The sequence below is a fragment of the Vibrio sp. ArtGut-C1 genome (assembly GCF_002105475.1).
GTDB classification, from domain to species: Bacteria; Pseudomonadota; Gammaproteobacteria; order Enterobacterales; family Vibrionaceae; genus Vibrio; species Vibrio diabolicus.
The window spans coordinates 84,189-102,198 of record NZ_NCTH01000017.1; the positions used below are offsets into that span (position 1 = coordinate 84,189).

Annotated in this window: 16 protein-coding genes; 8 read left to right on the forward strand and 8 right to left on the reverse strand. The window is 45.4% G+C overall.

The window, feature by feature from the left end; translation table 11 throughout:
- Positions 1-41: 41 nt before the first annotated feature.
- The 4 genes from B7360_RS15340 to moeA all read right to left on the reverse strand — a co-directional run bounded on the left by B7360_RS15340 (position 42) and on the right by moeA (position 4,793).
- Entirely contained in the window at positions 42-491 is a 450-nt protein-coding gene (locus B7360_RS15340; RefSeq protein ID WP_085343911.1) for a hypothetical protein, read from the reverse strand.
- Positions 492-501: 10 nt separating this feature from the next.
- Positions 502-2,613, reverse strand: a complete 2,112-nt coding sequence (locus tag B7360_RS15345) for an LruC domain-containing protein (RefSeq protein WP_085343912.1) — start codon at positions 2,611-2,613, stop codon at positions 502-504.
- Positions 2,614-2,798: 185 nt separating this feature from the next.
- Complete coding sequence (gene moeB, locus B7360_RS15350; protein ID WP_006741129.1) at positions 2,799-3,548, reverse strand: molybdopterin-synthase adenylyltransferase MoeB; 750 nt, start codon at positions 3,546-3,548, stop codon at positions 2,799-2,801.
- 9 nt (positions 3,549-3,557) lie between these two features.
- On the reverse strand, positions 3,558-4,793 hold the full coding sequence (moeA, locus tag B7360_RS15355; RefSeq protein WP_085343913.1) for a molybdopterin molybdotransferase MoeA: 1,236 nt from the start codon (positions 4,791-4,793) through the stop codon (positions 3,558-3,560).
- Between the two features lie 287 nt (positions 4,794-5,080).
- Here moeA and folE point away from each other — a divergent pair, with 287 nt between their 5' ends.
- Together folE and B7360_RS15365 are read left to right on the forward strand one after the other, a co-directional pair.
- Positions 5,081-5,734, forward strand: a complete 654-nt coding sequence (gene folE / locus B7360_RS15360) for a GTP cyclohydrolase I FolE (RefSeq protein WP_085343914.1) — start codon at positions 5,081-5,083, stop codon at positions 5,732-5,734.
- Between the two features lie 275 nt (positions 5,735-6,009).
- Positions 6,010-7,248 carry an NRAMP family divalent metal transporter gene (locus B7360_RS15365; protein ID WP_006741126.1) on the forward strand — a complete coding sequence of 413 codons (1,239 nt, stop codon included), beginning with the start codon at positions 6,010-6,012 and terminating at the stop codon, positions 7,246-7,248.
- A gap of 46 nt (positions 7,249-7,294) precedes the next feature.
- Here the strand turns inward: B7360_RS15365 and B7360_RS15370 are convergent, their stop codons facing one another.
- Both B7360_RS15370 and clcA read right to left on the reverse strand, forming a co-directional pair.
- Entirely contained in the window at positions 7,295-8,242 is a 948-nt protein-coding gene (locus tag B7360_RS15370; protein WP_074190502.1) for a TDT family transporter, read from the reverse strand.
- A gap of 261 nt (positions 8,243-8,503) precedes the next feature.
- Positions 8,504-9,907, reverse strand: coding sequence for a H(+)/Cl(-) exchange transporter ClcA (gene clcA / locus B7360_RS15375; protein WP_074190503.1), 1,404 nt, complete (start codon positions 9,905-9,907; stop codon positions 8,504-8,506).
- Positions 9,908-10,397: 490 nt separating this feature from the next.
- On the opposite strand from clcA, the gene B7360_RS15380 reads away from it, so the two are divergent.
- Positions 10,398-10,976 carry a hypothetical protein gene (locus B7360_RS15380; RefSeq protein ID WP_164673223.1) on the forward strand — a complete coding sequence of 193 codons (579 nt, stop codon included), beginning with the start codon at positions 10,398-10,400 and terminating at the stop codon, positions 10,974-10,976.
- On the opposite strand, the gene B7360_RS15385 is transcribed toward B7360_RS15380, so the two are convergent.
- Positions 10,957-11,370 carry a helix-turn-helix transcriptional regulator gene (locus tag B7360_RS15385; RefSeq protein WP_005396084.1) on the reverse strand — a complete coding sequence of 138 codons (414 nt, stop codon included), beginning with the start codon at positions 11,368-11,370 and terminating at the stop codon, positions 10,957-10,959. The genes B7360_RS15380 and B7360_RS15385 overlap by 20 nt on opposite strands.
- Before the next feature lie 95 nt (positions 11,371-11,465).
- Between B7360_RS15385 and B7360_RS15390 the strand changes: the two genes are divergently transcribed.
- From B7360_RS15390 to B7360_RS15410, 5 genes are all read left to right on the forward strand, one after another.
- Positions 11,466-12,374 carry an aldo/keto reductase family oxidoreductase gene (locus tag B7360_RS15390; protein ID WP_085343916.1) on the forward strand — a complete coding sequence of 303 codons (909 nt, stop codon included), beginning with the start codon at positions 11,466-11,468 and terminating at the stop codon, positions 12,372-12,374.
- A 366-nt stretch (positions 12,375-12,740) separates the two neighbouring features.
- Positions 12,741-13,745, forward strand: a complete 1,005-nt coding sequence (locus tag B7360_RS15395; RefSeq protein ID WP_005396082.1) for a response regulator — start codon at positions 12,741-12,743, stop codon at positions 13,743-13,745.
- On the forward strand, positions 13,745-14,182 hold the full coding sequence (locus B7360_RS15400; RefSeq protein ID WP_005396081.1) for a PAS domain-containing protein: 438 nt from the start codon (positions 13,745-13,747) through the stop codon (positions 14,180-14,182). Before B7360_RS15395 ends, B7360_RS15400 begins: the two co-directional genes overlap by 1 nt.
- Positions 14,183-14,268: 86 nt before the next feature.
- On the forward strand, positions 14,269-15,810 hold the full coding sequence (locus tag B7360_RS15405) for an NAD(P)H-hydrate dehydratase (protein ID WP_085343917.1): 1,542 nt from the start codon (positions 14,269-14,271) through the stop codon (positions 15,808-15,810).
- Positions 15,811-16,245: 435 nt separating this feature from the next.
- Positions 16,246-17,289: a GMP reductase gene (locus B7360_RS15410; RefSeq protein WP_005396079.1), complete on the forward strand. Its 1,044-nt coding sequence runs from the start codon at positions 16,246-16,248 to the stop codon at positions 17,287-17,289.
- Between the two features lie 183 nt (positions 17,290-17,472).
- Here B7360_RS15410 and B7360_RS15415 read toward each other — a convergent pair whose 3' ends face one another.
- Positions 17,473-17,931, reverse strand: coding sequence for a hypothetical protein (locus tag B7360_RS15415; RefSeq protein WP_254048125.1), 459 nt, complete (start codon positions 17,929-17,931; stop codon positions 17,473-17,475).
- Positions 17,932-18,010: the final 79 nt, after the last annotated feature.

The window sequence follows — 18,010 nt, forward strand, 5'->3', positions numbered from 1 at the left end:
TTGCGCCAGTCCCGAGTATCAATGCTCACCAATAGAGCATCTTACATGCGCCATGTCGTATTTCCGGTTGAGACGACTTTTTGAAGAGGTTCTGAGCCATCGTAGAACCAAATTTCGACTAACAGGTTATCTTGGCTGTCCGAGGTGGAGAAGTCTAATTTAGCTTTCCCACTCGTCAGCGCAGCAGAAGCAATATTGCTCGAATATTTCGCTTGGTAGGTTCCAGACGCATCTTCACGGTACTCCTTATAAATGCTCAGATGTGCGCGCTGTAAAGAGTAACCACTAATATCTACCGCAAGTGAGCTTTCTAACCTTGGGTCATAATCGAACCCATCTGGTACGTCTAAATTTTGCATGCTTGGCTCTTCAACAATAACGGTAGTTTGAGCTGGAGGTGGAGTAGCGCTATCGTTGCTTTTGTCTCCACCGCCGCCACCGCCGCAGGCTGTTAACGCTAATCCCATGATGATTGTGATTAAGTTTTTCATGATGTTTCTCCTATGGAATGTAACGTTTGTTTGCTTTAGGTTGGGTATGCCAGTTTGCTCCTTCTCGCCCACCAGACTCGGCGTAGGTGGCAAACTCTGGGTAAGCGTCAACTAAGTCAACTTTCTCTAGCGGCCAATTCCACTCTTCGACGATAAGCAATGCCCAAGGGAGGTTGTTCGCTGTTTTGAAGTACACGCCTCGAGCCGGGTCACTTGCGTCTACGCCCACGCCATATAGGTTTGCGTCATCAAACTGCTCAGTTGGTGCTTGGTCTGGCAAATGTACTTCCCATTTTCTACCTGGTTGAAAGGTGATGCCATCGCCGTGATATGTATTGGGGGTGGCAAAGATAAATGGGTCATAAGGCATGGCCTGTAGCGCTGAGCGGTCGGCTCCTTCCTTAAAGTAGATGGTCAGTGTGAAAGACAACGCGACGTTATCATTACAACCCGTTTGGGTTCGAAAATACGCACATTGACTTTGCGCATACTGACTGAGGTCGTCACTGATAATGAAGATGGCTTCTTCTGATATCGCTTCTAGACCGTTGGTCGGTTGTTCTTTGCCATTAAACGTTAGCTTTGTTAAGCCGTTTTCAATGCTTGCTTTCGAAACGCCAGGTAGACGAATAGCAAAGCCATTTTTATAGCCAGCCCCATAGGCGGCCAGATCTCCGCTAATTTGGATATTTTCCACCGTGCCGGCCATACGTGTTTCAGTCATACGGAACTTAATTACAACGTCATTCATGTCGTAGTCAGCGGTGTAGGGCCAGTTGTCTTCATACGCGACCGTTGCGTAGGAATCGGCACTTGGGAAGTGCTGTACGGATACGCCGTTTTCAGTGATTGTGATTGGGTAATCTTCTACTTCACCTGATGTTGATCCGCCATCGAAGTTCAGACCAGTTTGTTGGCTAAAGCGGAATCGGCTCCAGCTAGGACCTGCGGTTGCCAGTTCAGAGACGACAAATGGAAGCGTATTGCTGCCTGCAGAGAGTAACTCATCAGTGAATACTTGCTCACCTTCGTCAGCAAAGTCACCATCTCGGTTCCAGTCAAACCAAGCTGACAAGTAGCCGGATGTCGATGCAGTTACGTTCACTAGTGAACTTAACCCTGGGTCGAGTGCGGTAACAAAGCCGACGCCATCTTCATCTGCTGTACCAACTTTGTTATCTCCAGACGGAGCCACTTGTCCATCGGCATCACCATCTGGCGCAATGGTGCCAAGCCAAGTTATACCATCAACAGCGTGGCGTGGTCCGTTAGAAGAGAGCAAGGTAGCGTAAGTGTCAGGTGCATCACCAAAGTCAATTGGCTCGTCTTCGTCAATAACAGGAGCGTTCGCGCATCGGGCACCGTCATTTTGGCTGGAACTTGGACCGTTAGACACAAACTCTACAGCAGGAACAATGCCCGCAGCGATATTGGCTGCATTGTTTTCTGATAAGTCGACGCGATAAATTTTGCCGTCCTGATTACGCGATACGTAGTAGTTTCCGTTTACATCAAAGTAGCCTGCACCAAAGGTACCCGTTTCCCCTGTATTGCCGATCGCGGTTGCTTGGCCTGTTTTTGTATCGAATTTATACAATACGCCAGACCCATTATCGATACCATAGAGCGCACCGTCGCCAGGGTGGAACGCAAAATCGGTTAAACTCACGCTTGCATTTGATGTGATTTTATTCAGGATTAAGGTAGCATTTGGGTCCGTATCTAACGGCGACAGATCAATGGAAAACAGCCCTTTACCTTTGCGATACAAGTAGTATACGTGGTTGTACACGTCACCGACAAAAAACGTATGGCTAGGAAGCCCTTGTACGTTGAGAGTTTCTGCTTGAAAGTCCTGGCCTAAACGTACGATTTTCAAGTTGGTTGTATCGTAACCATAGATGTATCGATCAGTGAAGTTGAAACCGACGCCGTTAATACCAGATGCTAAGCCCACATCGTCGGTCAGTAACTTGGTTGATCCGGTAACCAGATTAACGCCGTAAACTTGCACTGGGGTCGATTGGAATAAATATGCTTTGCTCGGACAAGTGTCGAATGGCGCTGCGCTTACGTATGCGCTTGCGAACAGAGATCCAAGTAATAGTGATGTCCTTTTCATGATTCGCCCTCTCATTGGTTTGTATGATATGCAATGAAAGGAATGTGCCAGTTTTTAAATTACTGTTTATAATGAATTTTATATCGGTAAGTTATTTGGTTCGAAATATGAATCTCAGAATAAGAAAAAGCTCAACGTTACGTTGAGCTTTTTGAGAATCTTCATTGATAAGCTGACAGCGTTACTTAGCCACAAACAGGGCAGGTCGGCATTTTCATCAAATTCATTTCCCGCCAGGACATGCTAAACGCATCGAGAATGAGGATCTTCCCTTTTTTGGGTTGGCCGTAATTTGCAATCACCTTGATGGTTTCCATCGCTTGTACAGCGCCAACAATACCCACAACAGGCGCCATTACGCCAGCTTCAACGCAACTTAATGCACTGCTGCCGAATAGCGCGCTCAAACACTGATAGCACGGTTGAGTTGGGTCGTCGTACGTAAACACACTCACTTGGCCTTCCATACGAATGGCTGCACCAGAAATAAGCGGTGTTTTTGTTGCAAAGCAGAGTCGGTTGAGTTGATTGCGAGTGTCGACGTTATCTGAAGCATCGACCACCACAGTGTGTTGTTCAATCAAAGCCTGAAGCTGAATGTCGTCAAGGCGTTTAGCAACGGTATTTACTTCGATATGAGGATTAAGTTCCCGCAACGCATCCGCCGCGGAGTCAACCTTTTTACGGCCAATATCGGCGTCGTGGTGCAATACTTGGCGTTGTAAATTGGAGAGTTCAACAATATCGTCATCGATAAACGTAATATTGCCAACACCAGCCGTGGCAAGGTATTGGCTAGAAGCGCAACCCAAACCGCCAGCACCCAAAATAAGCACCGAGCTTTGTTTGAGTGCTTCTTGCCCTTCGAAATCGAACTGACGAAGAATGATCTGGCGGTTATAGCGCAGCATCTCCTGATCGGAAAGAATATCCACGGTACGTTCCTAGTATAACGTTGAGTTAAACAGTTGGATTTGAACCGTTTCGCCAACTTCCACACGGCCACGCTCACGTTCCAACACAACAAAGCAGTTTGCCAAACTCATTGAGCGGAAGGCTCCTGAACTTTGGTTGCCAGTGGTTTCAACGACAAATTTACCGTTTTCTAGAGTATAGATACCGCGTTGGTAGTCTGTACGTCCCGGCGCTTTCTTAAATGCGGTTTTAGTCGTCACAGGGATAGACTCAGGTGCTTTCCATTCAGTGTGGCCTGCCAATTTAGCCAACATTGGTTGAACAAGTACGTACATTGTTAGCACCGCAGATACAGGGTTACCTGGTAGCCCACAGAACCAAGCAGTACTTAACTTGCCAAATGCGAAAGGCTTACCCGGCTTGATTGCCAGTTTCCAGAAACCGATTTCGCCAAGTTCTTCAAGAATGTCTTTGGTGTAATCTGCTTCACCAACGCTGACACCGCCAGACGTTACAACCACATCCGCAAGCGTTTGTGCTTTTTCAAACGTTGCTTTTAGTGTTTCTGGGCAATCAGGGATAATGCCAAGATCAATCGCTTCACAACCAAAGTTTTCGATCAGCGGCTTAATACCGTAACGATTACTGTCGTAGATTTGACCCGCCTTGAGTGGCTCACCCAATGGTTTAAGTTCATCACCTGTGGAGAAAAATGCCACCTTTGGCTTACGCACGACGGTGACATGGCTGACACCAAGAGAGGCAATCATTGGAATATCGCGCGGTGTCAGGCGCGCGCCTTTTGCCAATACAATATCGCCTTGCTTGATGTCGTCACCCGTAGGGCGGATGTTATTTTGCGGCTTCACATCCGTTTGGTTGAACTGAATACCAGCGTCGATCACTTCCGTATTTTCTTGCATGATAACGGCATCACAGCCTTCCGGAATTTTCGCGCCAGTCATGATTCGAACACAAGTGCCTGCCGGCCATTCACCCTCAAAAGGCTGACCTGCGAAGGATTTACCTGCCAGAGGCAACACTGTAGACACTTCTAGGTCTTGAATACGAATGGCATAACCGTCCATCGCTGAATTGTCGAAAGGGGGCACGTGAATTGGCGATAAAATGTCTTCAGCCAGCACAAAACCCAGAGCGTCAGCAAGAGGAAGAGAAAGTGTCGTTTGGATAGGTTTGATTCGCGATAGCATCTTATCCATCGCTTCTTCAATTGGCATCAAGCCAGGTGCGTCGCAGCAGCCCATTGAGATAATCCTATGTTCTTTTGTTTTGTGGCAACTCTACCATAAAAGGGGACCGAGTAAGAATGTCCACCTATAAAATATGGGTGTAATTATTCAAAAATCCGAGTATCCTTGTCACCCATCCGAAAGGGGTAAAGTTCCTACGGAGCATGAGAAAATAGCTCAGTGTATTCTTGTTATGTGCCTTGGCGTTATAAACATCGGACTGAGCGACTTTAACGCTACGGGATGAAAACACGGCAATTGTATTTCACACCGAGAGTGGTAGTTACAAAAGAGGAAGTGGAATGTCAGGTCTTAGCGAGTCAGCAAAGTTAGTGAAAGAAGCGCTAGAGCAACGCGGGTTAGAAACACCAATGCGCCCTAATGCCGTTAGCCGTGAAGAGAAGAAGGAAAAGATTGAATACCACATGCGTGAGATTCTTGGTCTGCTTCAGCTCGACCTTACGGATGATAGCTTAGAAGAAACGCCACACCGCATTGCAAAAATGTACGTGGACGAGATTTTCTCTGGTTTGGATTACTCCAACCTCCCCAAGATCACCGTTATCGAAAACAAGATGAACGTGAGCGAAATGGTTCGCGTGAAAGACATTACTGTGACCAGTACGTGCGAACACCACCTTGTGACAATCGACGGTAAAGCCGCTGTTGCTTATATTCCTCGCGGTAAGATCATTGGCCTGTCTAAGATCAACCGTATTGTTCGTTTCTTTGCGCAACGCCCTCAAGTTCAAGAGCGTATGACCCAGCAAATTCTTGTTGCTTTGCAAACATTGCTTGAGTCTGACGATGTAGCGGTGACTATCGACGCGACGCATTACTGTGTGAAGTCACGCGGCGTGATGGATGCCACCAGTGAAACCACGACTACGGCGTTAGGTGGTATTTTTAAGAGCAACCCAGCGACCCGTGCTGAATTTCTGCATGGCCTGCGTTAATCAAATCGACAAATAAAATTGAGAGAGGATGGCGAGTTGCCATCCTTTTTTATATCTTTTATATCCAAATCATCGTCAAGTGAGTCGCAATAAATAGTAATTATGCAATTGTGTATTGACAGTCACATTCGTTGCTCTTAATATATGCGCCCAATGAACGGCTGCAACTTGTAATCGTTTGTTTTAAAAAGAAATATTTCTCTAAGTTCAGCTGATCTCGGTCAGTTGTCTTTCTATTTTCTAATAATAGAAAGACAACAAATTTGGGACTCAGCATGACTACACAAAGCACTATCAGCACCTCCTCTATTTCAGCTCCAGTTACAGAAAGTAGTTGGCAAAAGAAAGCCATGCTTAGTGTCGCTTTTTTGATGGCGACAACCTCTGTTGGTCCCGGCTTTTTGACTCAAACCGCAGTCTTCACAAATATCTACAAAGTCGACATGGCATTTCCAGTTTTGGCTTCCATTTTTATCACGTTTGGTATTGTGATGAACTTGTGGCGTATTGTCGGCGTTTCTGGCATGCGAATCCAAGACATTGCGAACAAAGTGGCACCCGGCATGGGTTATGGTGTTGGTATTCTCCTTGCGCTTGGTGCAGTGGCGTTTAACTTTGGCAACGTGAGTGGCGCAGCGTTAGGCATCAATGTGCTAACGGGCGTGGACACAACATGGGGCGCACTGTTTACCGGTGTCGTTGGCTGTTTGTTGTTTGTGGTTCATAACGCCTCCAAACGAATGGACCAAATGGCCCGCTACCTTGGCTTGTTCATGATCGTTCTGATCGCATACGTGGCTATGACGAGCTTACCTCCGATGGGAGAGACACTAAGTGCAGCGGTGATGCCTATGGATGTTGGTAGTTTGCTTCTGCCTACGTTGACTATCGTTGGCGGTGCAGTTGGCGGTTACTACACGGGGGCACAACGCCTAGTAGACATCGGCTTGAAAGGCAAAGAGAACGTGCCTTCCATCACCTCAACAGCGTGGGCTGGTATTTCTATCGCGGTGGTTATTAGAATCCTACTGTTTTTGGCGGTGTTTGGCGTTATCGCGACAGGCGCAACGCTGGATACGGCTAACCCTGCGGCGGATGCTTTCCGTCAAGGTGCTGGCCAGCTTGGTTACTTCATCTTTGGTTTAGTACTGTTTGTAGCTTCCATCACGTCTGTGGTTGGCAACTCTTACATGGCTATATCATTAATTAAGACGCTTTTCCCAGTTGTGGCGCGAAACGAGAAAGCGTGGTGTGTTGGTTTCATTATCTTAACCTCGCTAGGCACGGTAACCATGGACATGCCAATTCTTCTTTTGATGCTAGCGGGCCTAGTGAACAGCATTATTCTTCCTATCGTTTTGGGCACTGTATTGGTTGCGACAAAACGCAAAGATATTGTCGGTGACTACCAACACCCAATGTACTTAACGCTAACTGGAGCAGCGATTGTTATCGTAATGGCGGCATCGAGTTTGACTAACATTGGGAACTTCATGGCGAAGTTTGCGGGTTGATGTCTTATTGATAGAGATAAACAGCGGCCTCAGATGAGGCCGTTTTTTATGCTTGTTTAGAGGGCGACTTAACGATTTCTGGCCAATACATTTTGACGTAACCTGCCGATACCCAAACCACCAACACAGTCGCAATGCTGAGCTCTAAAAAGCCAAAATCGTGTAGCCAGTGCCAATGTGGATGCGATTCGGCAAAAAAGGAGGTTAAGCGGTGCATCGCAATGGCACTGATCACGGAAGGAAAGGTTACCGCCGCGATAGAAGGTTGAAACTTCAATCGAAGTAAGCGGAAGTAACACAGGTAGATCAATAACGTCATTGTGATAGCAATCCCTGCTAATGCGCCAGTCAGTATCGGATCGGGCAGGGGAAAGTTCACCAAGTATGCCGCCAATGACAAGTTTACCGGTGCGGCCATAATTGCGAGGGTCGGCCTGGCTCGTCTCGGTAGAGATCCGAAAAACACCAAACGATAGAGCACCAGCGGTAACATAAAGAAATAAATGCCAATGCACATCATCGCTAAGGTTTCAGAGAATAGGTTGTGACCCAATTGGGAGCCTGCTAATGAGCTGCTGATCAGTCCCACTGGATAGAGAAACCAGCTAGGTACGATATTCGACATTTTGAAGTTCATTAGCTGAAAGCTAAAAAACAGTACCATCATAGTAAAATGCAGCAAAAGTGCCATAAACCAGAGTGGATAAGCAATGATTGGCGCTACAGAAGCAAGATAGTCTGCAAGGATCAGTAACGCCATACTCATGGGTGCCATTAAGCTACCGCTCAATGGGTGACGAATGTCGACCATAAATAATCGTGGATTCGTGGCATATTTTATCAGCACAGGGGCGAGTAAAAGCGCGCCGAGTGACGCTAAAAATGGGCGTATTGGTTCACCAATTTCAGGGACATAGAGTGCCCAAGCTTGTCCTAAACCTATCATACCTAGCGCTAACGCGGCTTGAGACGGCGGAACGCTATAAAACTGCACAAGTCTTCTCCAGTTCAAATCTACTCCATTTGATTTTTTCCTGAATGAAACGAAACGTGATGATTTGGATGAAATGCTCTATTTGAGTAGCGAATACTAGCAAGTTTAGAGAGCGCTTACTCATGAAAGGTGATGAGGAAATATCAGAGAATGGTATTTTTGTGAGTTTGGTATCGAATATTTGGGAAAGGATGTAAAAATGTAGAGTTTATCGCTCCAAACCCTTCGATAGTTTGGAGCGAAATAATAACAAAGCGAGAATTATGTCGATTGGTTTTCAGGAAGATCCTGCTGACGTAACTTATCGTTTTTGATTGTACGATGTAGCAACTGGCTGTAAATCGGTTGTCCGCCAAACAACTGAGCAATAATCACGGCACCTAAACAAGTAATGATAAGTGGTAGAATTAAGTAGTAGTTATTGGTCATTTCAATCACCAACAAAATGCCCGTGATCGGTGCGCGTACCGTTGCAGCAAACAGGGCCCCCATGCCCGCAATAGCAAATACGCCAGGTTCGATATCAAGCGTAGGAAGCAACACATCAGCACTCGCTCCGAATGCATAGCCAAACAAGGTCCCCAGAGCAAGCATAGGTGCAAAGATACCACCCGGCGCACCAGAGCCAAAGCATAGCAACGTCGTGATGACGCGACCAAAGAAAAGCAGAACTAAAACGGATACCGAGTAGTTGCCATTGGTAATATCAGGAATAAGGCCGATGCCACCGCCAGTTAGCTGCGGCACGTATAAGAGAAGCAGACCAAAAATGCCACCAAGTAGTGAACCCACGATTAAATAGCGTTTACGATCGTTTTTGTGAATTGCAACAAAACTGTCTTGTGCCACGGTAATCAATTTATTGAAGATCACTCCGAATACGCCAAACAATGCGCCAAGCAATAAAAACAACCAAAGGGACTGAAGCTCTGGAGAGTGATATTGCGGCATTGTGATGACAGCGTCTTGCCCGTTGATGGCGCGAAACACAATGTTGGCCATAATAGCAGAGATGATCACCGCGCGAATTGAGATCAGAGAATAGCGAAACTGAGGTCGCATTTCCTCCACAACGAACATAATGCCTGCGAGTGGGGCATTAAAGGCGGCAGCCAAACCACCAGCGGCACCTGAAGCGAGTAGAGAATGACGAGTATCGTCATCTTTCACACGGAAAATATCGGTCACCATTCGACCAACTGCGCCGCCCATTTGAACTGTCGGACCTTCGCGACCAAGTACCATTCCGGAGCCAAGTGCGCCCATGCCGCCGAAGAATTTTACTGGCAGGACTCGCCACCAACGCACAGGGCGAATGTTGTCCATCGCGCCTTCAATTTCAGGGATACCTGAGCCCGCCGCCTCTGGGGCAAAGCGGTGAACAAGAAAGTAGCCAATAAAAGCAAGCAACGCGCTGATCAGCACCGCAGCAAGCCAAAGAGGAAGTACGCTACCGATTTCGCTTCTCAGCCATTCGGTACGGGTTTCAGAAACAAAATGAACCGCAAGTTCGAAGTAAGTGCCGACAAAACCAGCTAGTGTGCCAACGATTGCGGCCATAATCAGGACAGAAAATGGTGTGGACCCTCGAGAGACAAACTGGTTAATCGCATCTTTCGGTACGTGCGCTAACACAGATTTCACAATTCTCTCTCGTTTGGTCATTAACAAGTTCTCCTGTTGCTGGTGGAAGGGACGCGAGAAAGTATACGCTTCGCAGAGTCTAGACCTAATCAATAAAGATGCAATTTAGCTTTTCACTATTGAGTGTTCGAAGTGTCGCGATATCATTCATTCACCAAGACTGTGCTATTGCTCTCATAATTTGGGATAAAAAACTTGTTTTTTGAGCAAAATGAACCATGCTTTAGGTGTAAAGCAACATGACTGCTTCAGAAGGAGGGATGTGAGGTTTTACACACAATTTGGATGGATTCAAACCCTACGGTAAGTCCTCGTTTTATGTTCGGGATGCATCAATAGACATCTCCGATTCGCACACTCACGATTGAGTAACGAGGTAGAGGCGCACGCAAATGTGCGCCTTCTTAATTTCTGCTCACAACTTTCCGCACTACCTGCCACTATTTTTATCTTGAACAATTTCTACTAGTCGGTAATGTCTGGGGTCGATGTTAATCAACCAGAGTAATTCATGCGCTTTTATCCTCGAGTCCTGTTTTCTTTATGTTGTTTTTCGGTAACGTTTCCAGCATTTTCAACCCAGAGTTGGTGGCAGGACACGTTGTCTGCAATGCCGTATTCCAATTTAAAAGAGCGTATAGAAACAAAGGGAAGCTGGTATCGCTGTGACGTGCAGCAGCAAGATGCTTCAACGTATTTCAGCACATTTTGTTTGGACGATTTTTCGTACTATCAGCAGCATCTGTATGGTGAAGTTGTTTTGGGAAAGGACAGTGCTCAGTTCTCTTTTTTGACCGAATATCAATGGCAAAGTCTCAATGACTTAATCCTCAATTTAAGAAAAGACGGGTTGGTTTTACGTAGTATAACTATCGGACAAGAGCACTATGACGTCTTTGAAGCACTGGAAAAGAAATCTTCTGAGCTCGTCGATAAAGAAGTTATCTTGTTGATAAACCGCTATCCGCAAGAAACGATTCGAAGCTTATTTTGGGTAAAACCGGACGAGTTTTCGTCGCCATCACCGTCTTTAAATGTGGAATTGCACAGCGATGGCGAAATTATCGATGTTAAAGTGACTCGTTTTTAGATTCTTTATGGAGAGATAGGAAGGTCGCCATCGCAGACTCGTCCAAAAATCCATCCGATTTTTTGTGCGCACGCAGGTATTGATAGCCAGCGATGAGCTTACGGTGCTGTTCTTCTGCCTCATCTGGCAACGGCTGATTCATAACGTGTTGAAATGCAAGTTTGTACGCATCCATATCTACGACTTCAGCGCGGCGATATAAATAACCACATCCGGTCGCTAACCATTCAAGAGAGCAGTTGGCTCGCATCGCAATTTGATTTGCTTTCGTAAGGCTCGGTTCACTGCCTTTTAAATATTTGCGTATTAAAGCTTCAGACACATCAACGCGTCGTGCAAATCCGCTGATGCTTTCTTCTCCGATCAAGGTGGCTAGGCGTTGGGCAAAAGACATATTTCGTACTCCAGTTCGAATTGCCAAAGTTTACCCGTTGAGCCGATGTGAAAACAAGACTACGATGAATGCAGATCAATTGAAGGAGAAAAACCATGGTTGCAAAAGTTGTGACTGCACCAAAAGGCCCTGAGTTCTCAGAGCTGGTCCAAGGATATTGGCGTGCAGTTGATTGGGGCATGACTGCTCAAGAGCGTTTGTCATTCCTCAAGCAACATATTGAGTTAGGCATTACCACGGTCGATCACGCAGACATATACGGTAATTACGAGTGTGAGAAGTTGTTTGGTGAAGCACTTGTTCTCGATAAGAGCGTGCGAGAGCAGATTCAGATCGTCACAAAGTGTGATATCAACCTGTGCGGAGATAAAACACCAGAGCGTAAGATCAATCACTACGATACAAGTTCCGCTCACATCTACCAATCGGTGAATAACTCGCTTGAGCGTTTGAATGTGGACGAAATCGATGTGCTTTTAATCCATCGCCCTGACGTGTTAATGGATGCCGATGAAGTGGCTGAAGCATTCTCAGAGTTACACAAAGTGGGTAAAGTGAAGCACTTTGGTGTATCTAACTTTACTCCACGCCAGTTTGAGCTGTTGCAATCTCGTTTAGGTAAGCCTCTTGTGACTAACCAAGTGGAAATCAACCCGCTTAATTTTGAAGTTGCACATGATGGAACGCTTGATCAAATGCAAATGCTGCGTACGCGCCCAATGGCTTGGTCTTGCCTCGGTGGTGGCTCAATCTTCAGTGGTGACAGTGAGCAAGCCGTTCGTGTTCGCAACGAATTAGAAGCGATTCGCGAAGAAGTGGGGGCGACTAGCATTGACCAAGTGATTTACGCTTGGGTACGTCGTTTGCCATCTAACCCAATTCCAATCATTGGCTCTGGTAAGATTGAGCGTGTGCAAACGGCAGTAAATGCGCTGAATATCGAATTGACTCGAGAGCAATGGTATCGCGTATGGGTGGCTTCTAAAGGTCACGGTGTGCCATAGACGTGACATTTTATTGATGAATACATTATTCAAGGCACCCTATGAAAGGGTGCTTTTTTATTGCTACGTGATACCGATTTACCCATTACTCATACTGAGCAGATAGAGTGGGAGTAAAAACGGATTTTTAATTTAAAATGCAACTTTGTGCTTATTTTTAATGGAGGCGTTTTATCCATGTTTGTTTCATGTCACTAAACAGCGAATGGGATGTTTGCTTTTTCGCCATTTTGTTCACTCATCCATTCATATTGCGTATGCTTATTGAATAAAAAAGAAATAAAAACTCGTCAGTTTTCTCGTATTACATGCTGTAACAATCTGTTAGACTCCGGCGCAGATTGTGGAATATAAAAAGGTGATTGAATGTCTTTTCCCGTACTCATCTGTGATGATTCAGCGTTAGCACGCAAACAGATGGCGAGATCACTACCAGCCACATTGAATGCCGATATTACGTTTGCTATCCACGGAAAAAATGCGCTAGAAGAACTCGAAAAGAACGAGTTTAAATTGATGTTTCTTGATTTGACCATGCCAGAAATGGATGGCTTTGAAACACTAGAAAACATGCAGCGGTTAGGGAATAAAACTCCCGTGGTTGTGGTGTCGGGGGATATCCAACCTAAAGCGAAAGAACGTGTGTTCGCACTGGGCGCAAAAGCGTTTATTCAAAAACCGATCGCCAAAGATGAACTCAAGAATGCGCTTAAAGAGTTGGTTGAGCCAGAGCCTCGTCCTCAAATTATCACGCCTGTTTCTATTGAGTTACCGATTTTACGTCGTCGCGATATTTATATGGAAGTAGCGAACGTCTCTATTGGTCGAGCCGCAGATGCATTGGCGCGTCATTTTGATGTGTTTGTGCAATTACCGCTTCCGAACGTTAATATCTTCGAAGTGAGCGAACTACACATGGCACTCCGTGACTTAGCGTCGCATGATAACGTATCGGGCGTTTGTCAGGGCTTTTGTGGCGAAGGTATTGCGGGTGAAGCGCTGGTGATTTTGAGCGATTCGAGCGTATCGGATCTCAAGAAGTTGATGAAAGTGCCAGCTGACAGCGACGAACTGGAAGAGCTTGAGCTGCTCATGGATATTTCCAATATCTTGGTGGGGTCATTCTTAAATGGCTTAGGCGAACAATCTGAAGTGCGATTCTTCCAAAGCCCTCCAGTGCTTCTTGGTCAGCATATATCAATTGATTCGATCATTGAGTCTACGACGGGCGCATTCAGCCGCACCATGACATTCGAGGTGAGCTACAACATTGAGGGAACGTCAATCCGTTGTGATTTATTGTTTATGTTCGTCGATGAATCTTTGCCGCTGCTCGATAACAAACTGTCATATCTAATGGAGGAGTTCTAATGTTGAATATGCCAGCAGAGTTTGAACAATTCCATTGGATGGTAGACATGGTACAAAACGTCGACATGGGGCTCGTCGTCATTGACCGAGATTATAATGTGCAAGTGTGGAATGGGTTTATGACTCATCACAGTGGTTTGCAATCTCATGATGCAATTGGTCGTTCTATCTTTGATATCTTCCCTGAAATCCCGCAGGAATGGTTTAAGTTAAAAACAAAGCCCGTGTATGATTTAGGTTGCCGCAGCTTTATTACGTGGCGCCAGCGTCCTTACTTGTTCCGCTGCCGTAACGTACGTCCTGTCACTCAGCAAGCGGAGTTTATGTACCAGAACGTTACGCTGAACCCCATGCGTACACCGACTGGAAAAATCAATTCGTTGTTTTTATCTATACAAGACGCGACGGCTGAAGCATTGATGTCTCAGAGTCAGTAGCGATAAAAAACTTTCTCAAAAGCCAAGGTTCGCCTTGGCTTTTTTGTATACTTATAATTGTGTTTCCTAATGCGCAGAACGTGAAGATGGACTTTAATCTCGCCCTAAAACTCTACACCGCAGAACAAGTAAAAAACGGTGAAACGCTGGCAGCGCAAATGGCTGGTGTTTCTATGTATAGCTTAATGCAACGCGCAGGTATGGCTGTGTATGAGCGTTTTTTACACTTGTATCCCAAATCAAAAAATATCTTGGTCATTTGTGGCAAAGGGAATAATGGTGGTGACGGATACGTATTTGCCTCGCTTGCTAAACAAGCGCAACTCAATGTACAGGTTTTCCAACTTGGTGATGTGACTGCGCTCAAAGGTGATGCTTTACGCGCATATCAAGATTGGCAGTCCATCGATGGTGTTAACAATGATTGGGATGAGTGGAATACCGCATTGCTAGAAGCCGATGTGATCATTGATGCCATGTTAGGCACTGGTTTAAGTGGTGAGGTTCGTTCGGAGTACCGTCGCTACATTGAGCAAATCAATCAAATTCACACCCCAGTGATTGCAGTCGATATTCCTTCCGGGTTGTGTGCAAATACAGGTGCTATTTTAGGCGATGCCATTCATGCTGAGCATACTGTAACCTTCATTGGTGTTAAGCAAGGCTTGTGCACCGGACAAGCGAGAGATCGAGTTGGTGAACTCCACTTTTGTGGATTGGGTGTAAATGTTGAGTTTGATTCTATCGAAGTAGAAAGTGCACTAGGTATTGATCATCAGGTTGTTTCAAGGTTAATGCTCAAGCCAAACCCGACAGCACACAAAGGTGACAATGGCAAACTACTTTGTGTCGGTGGTAACCAAGGTATGTCAGGAGCGATTCGTTTATGTTCCTCTGCAGCGGTTAGATCCGGAGCGGGTTTAACTGCCGCAATTACTCACCCGAGTAGCCTTATTCCACTACAGATTGGCTGCCCAGAAGTAATGAGCCAAAGCATCACCGCCGACTTACTCAGGGATACTGAGAACGACTTAACTAAACGCATTCGCTGGGCTGAAGTATTGGTGTTTGGTCCAGGTTTTGGTGATGATGAGTGGGCTTATCAAGCCTATCAATATCTGGCTCAAGAACAGAAACCTAAAGTTGTTGATGCTGATGGGCTCAATATTCTAGCGATGCTAAGTCAACGATGTGATGGCACTTTGGTGTGCGACAACCAGCGAGTGATCACGCCGCATCCTGGAGAGGCAGCTCGACTATTAAATGTGACCACTCAACAAATAGAAAGTGACCGATATTCTGCTGCAAGACAACTGCAAGAGCGTTATGGCGGTGTGGTGGTTTTAAAAGGTGCGGGAACGCTTATTTACGATGGAACGAGAATGTACGTCTGCCTAGCGGGCAACGCAGGAATGGCGACGGGCGGAATGGGAGATGTGCTATCAGGTGTTATTGGTGCATTGCTAGCTAAAGGGTTACCCATTTCCATCGCGGCACGTTTAGGTGTGGTACTCCACAGTCATGCTGCCGATATAAACGTGAGTCAGCATGGTCAAATTGGTCTTTTGGCAAGTGATGTCGTTAGCACTCTTCGTACCGCTATCACCCAAGAACTCTATCGAACTTAATTATATTTCATGCATTGTTGAGAAAATTGGTCGATTTTTTTGAGTACTTTTTACGAATTAGCAGGGCATCTTAGTATTAGGTGATTGAGTTTTAGGCAGATTTGAGAGGTTGTGCGTTTTCATTTTAAAGGTATGACGCAAAGGTTTGCGCAATAGGTTAACTTAAACGTTTTCTTAAGTTGTTGATAATTATAAATAATGAGAAAAAATAACGACTTGAGGAGTGTTTTTGATATGCGATTATCAAGATGGTATCACAAAAAAAATTCAAATATCAGACTTGTAGGAAATAAATCACAGCCTATAATGCTGAAAACCGGAGCGTCTGCCAACGCTCCGGTTTTTTTGTGTCCGAAGAACAGTGAACTCGTCTGCCAACGAAATCACTACGCACTCTGAGATGACACATATACATATGAATCAAGGAATTACACAATGCGTATCGAACAAGAACTTAAGTTAGGTTTTAAAGATGTACTGTTTCGCCCGAAACGTTCTACCCTTAAGAGCCGTTCTCAAGTAAATTTAACCCGCGATTTTACATTCAAGCATAGTGGTCGTCAATGGTCTGGTGTGCCTGTAATCGCAGCAAACATGGATTCGGTTGGTAGCTTTGCAATGGCTAAAGCGCTAGCTGAGCATGGTGTAATGACTGCTGTTCACAAACATTACACGGTAGAAGATTGGGCTGAGTTTGCTAAATCAGCTGATAAAGCAACCCTGAATAACGTAATGGTGTCTACGGGAACATCTGACGCGGATTTCCAAAAAACCAAAGATATTATGGCGCTTTCAGATGAATTTATTTTCATCTGTATCGACATTGCAAATGGTTACTCAGAGCATTTAGTCGAGTATGTTGAACGCGTGCGAGCAGAGTTCCCAGACAAGGTGATTTCTGCGGGTAACGTGGTTACTGGTGATATGTGTGAAGAGTTGATCCTCGCTGGTGCAGACATCGTGAAAGTAGGCATTGGCCCTGGCTCAGTTTGTACAACTCGTGTAAAAACGGGTGTTGGTTACCCGCAGCTTTCTGCAATCATCGAGTGTGGCGATGCAGCGCACGGCCTTGGTGGCATGATCATCGGTGACGGTGGTTGCTCATGCGCAGGTGATGTATCCAAAGCATTCGGCGGCGGTGCGGACTTTGTTATGCTAGGCGGTATGTTAGCGGGCCACGAAGAGTCAGGCGGCGAAGTGATCGAGAAAGACGGCGAGAAGTTCATGAAGTTCTATGGAATGTCGTCGAAGAGCGCGATGGAGAAGCACTCAGGTGGTGTTGCTGGCTACCGCGCAGCCGAAGGCAAAACCGTGTTATTGCCATACCGTGGTAGCGTTCACGGCACTATTCAAGACATCCTTGGCGGCGTTCGCTCAACTTGTACATACGTGGGTGCAGCAAAGCTTAAAGAGCTAACCAAGCGTACTACATTCATCCGCGTTCAAGAACAAGAGAACAACGTGTTCGGTAAAGAGTAAATCGACTGAATGTAACAAGTGCTGAAATAACCATAAATTGATATTTAAAACCATGTATTGATATTTGGTGCAAATATAATTGATATTGCCTCTTCATAAGTCTATGACTCTTTAAGTTTATGACATTTTTGAAGGGGCAATTTTATATCTGCTTTAGTATGAGATACTTGCTACTATCTCGGTTTAATCTAATACTGATTGAATAATATCAAACGCTTCTTCTATTTTGGGGGTAGGGATAATGCCAAATCCAAATAAGATGGCATTAGAATGATTGTTGATAGAAAAATGCGATGATGGATAAACCGCTACATTGGATGAAGCAAGCTTATTCACCATTTTTGTCGCGCACCCCGATACTTCAGCTGCTATATGTAACCCACCTTGGCTCGGAATACGTTGTAAGCAATCTACGTTGTCAATTAATTGAGTGAGTTTATGGTACCTTTCGCTATAGATTTTATTCATATTGAGTAAATGGTGAGAGAAATGACCGTCACGCATGAATTCGTCAAGTAGGATTTGAGACACCACAGATGTACTTCGTCCCAAGTGCCATAACATATTTGAAATTGGATCTATTAAAGATTTTGGCGGAATCATATAGCCAATGCGTAAGCCGGGAAATATACCCGTGATCATTGAAGATGCTTGATTTTCTTTAGAATCAGGATCATGCTACGAACTATGAAAATTACACTGACTCCTCAACAGAAACTGC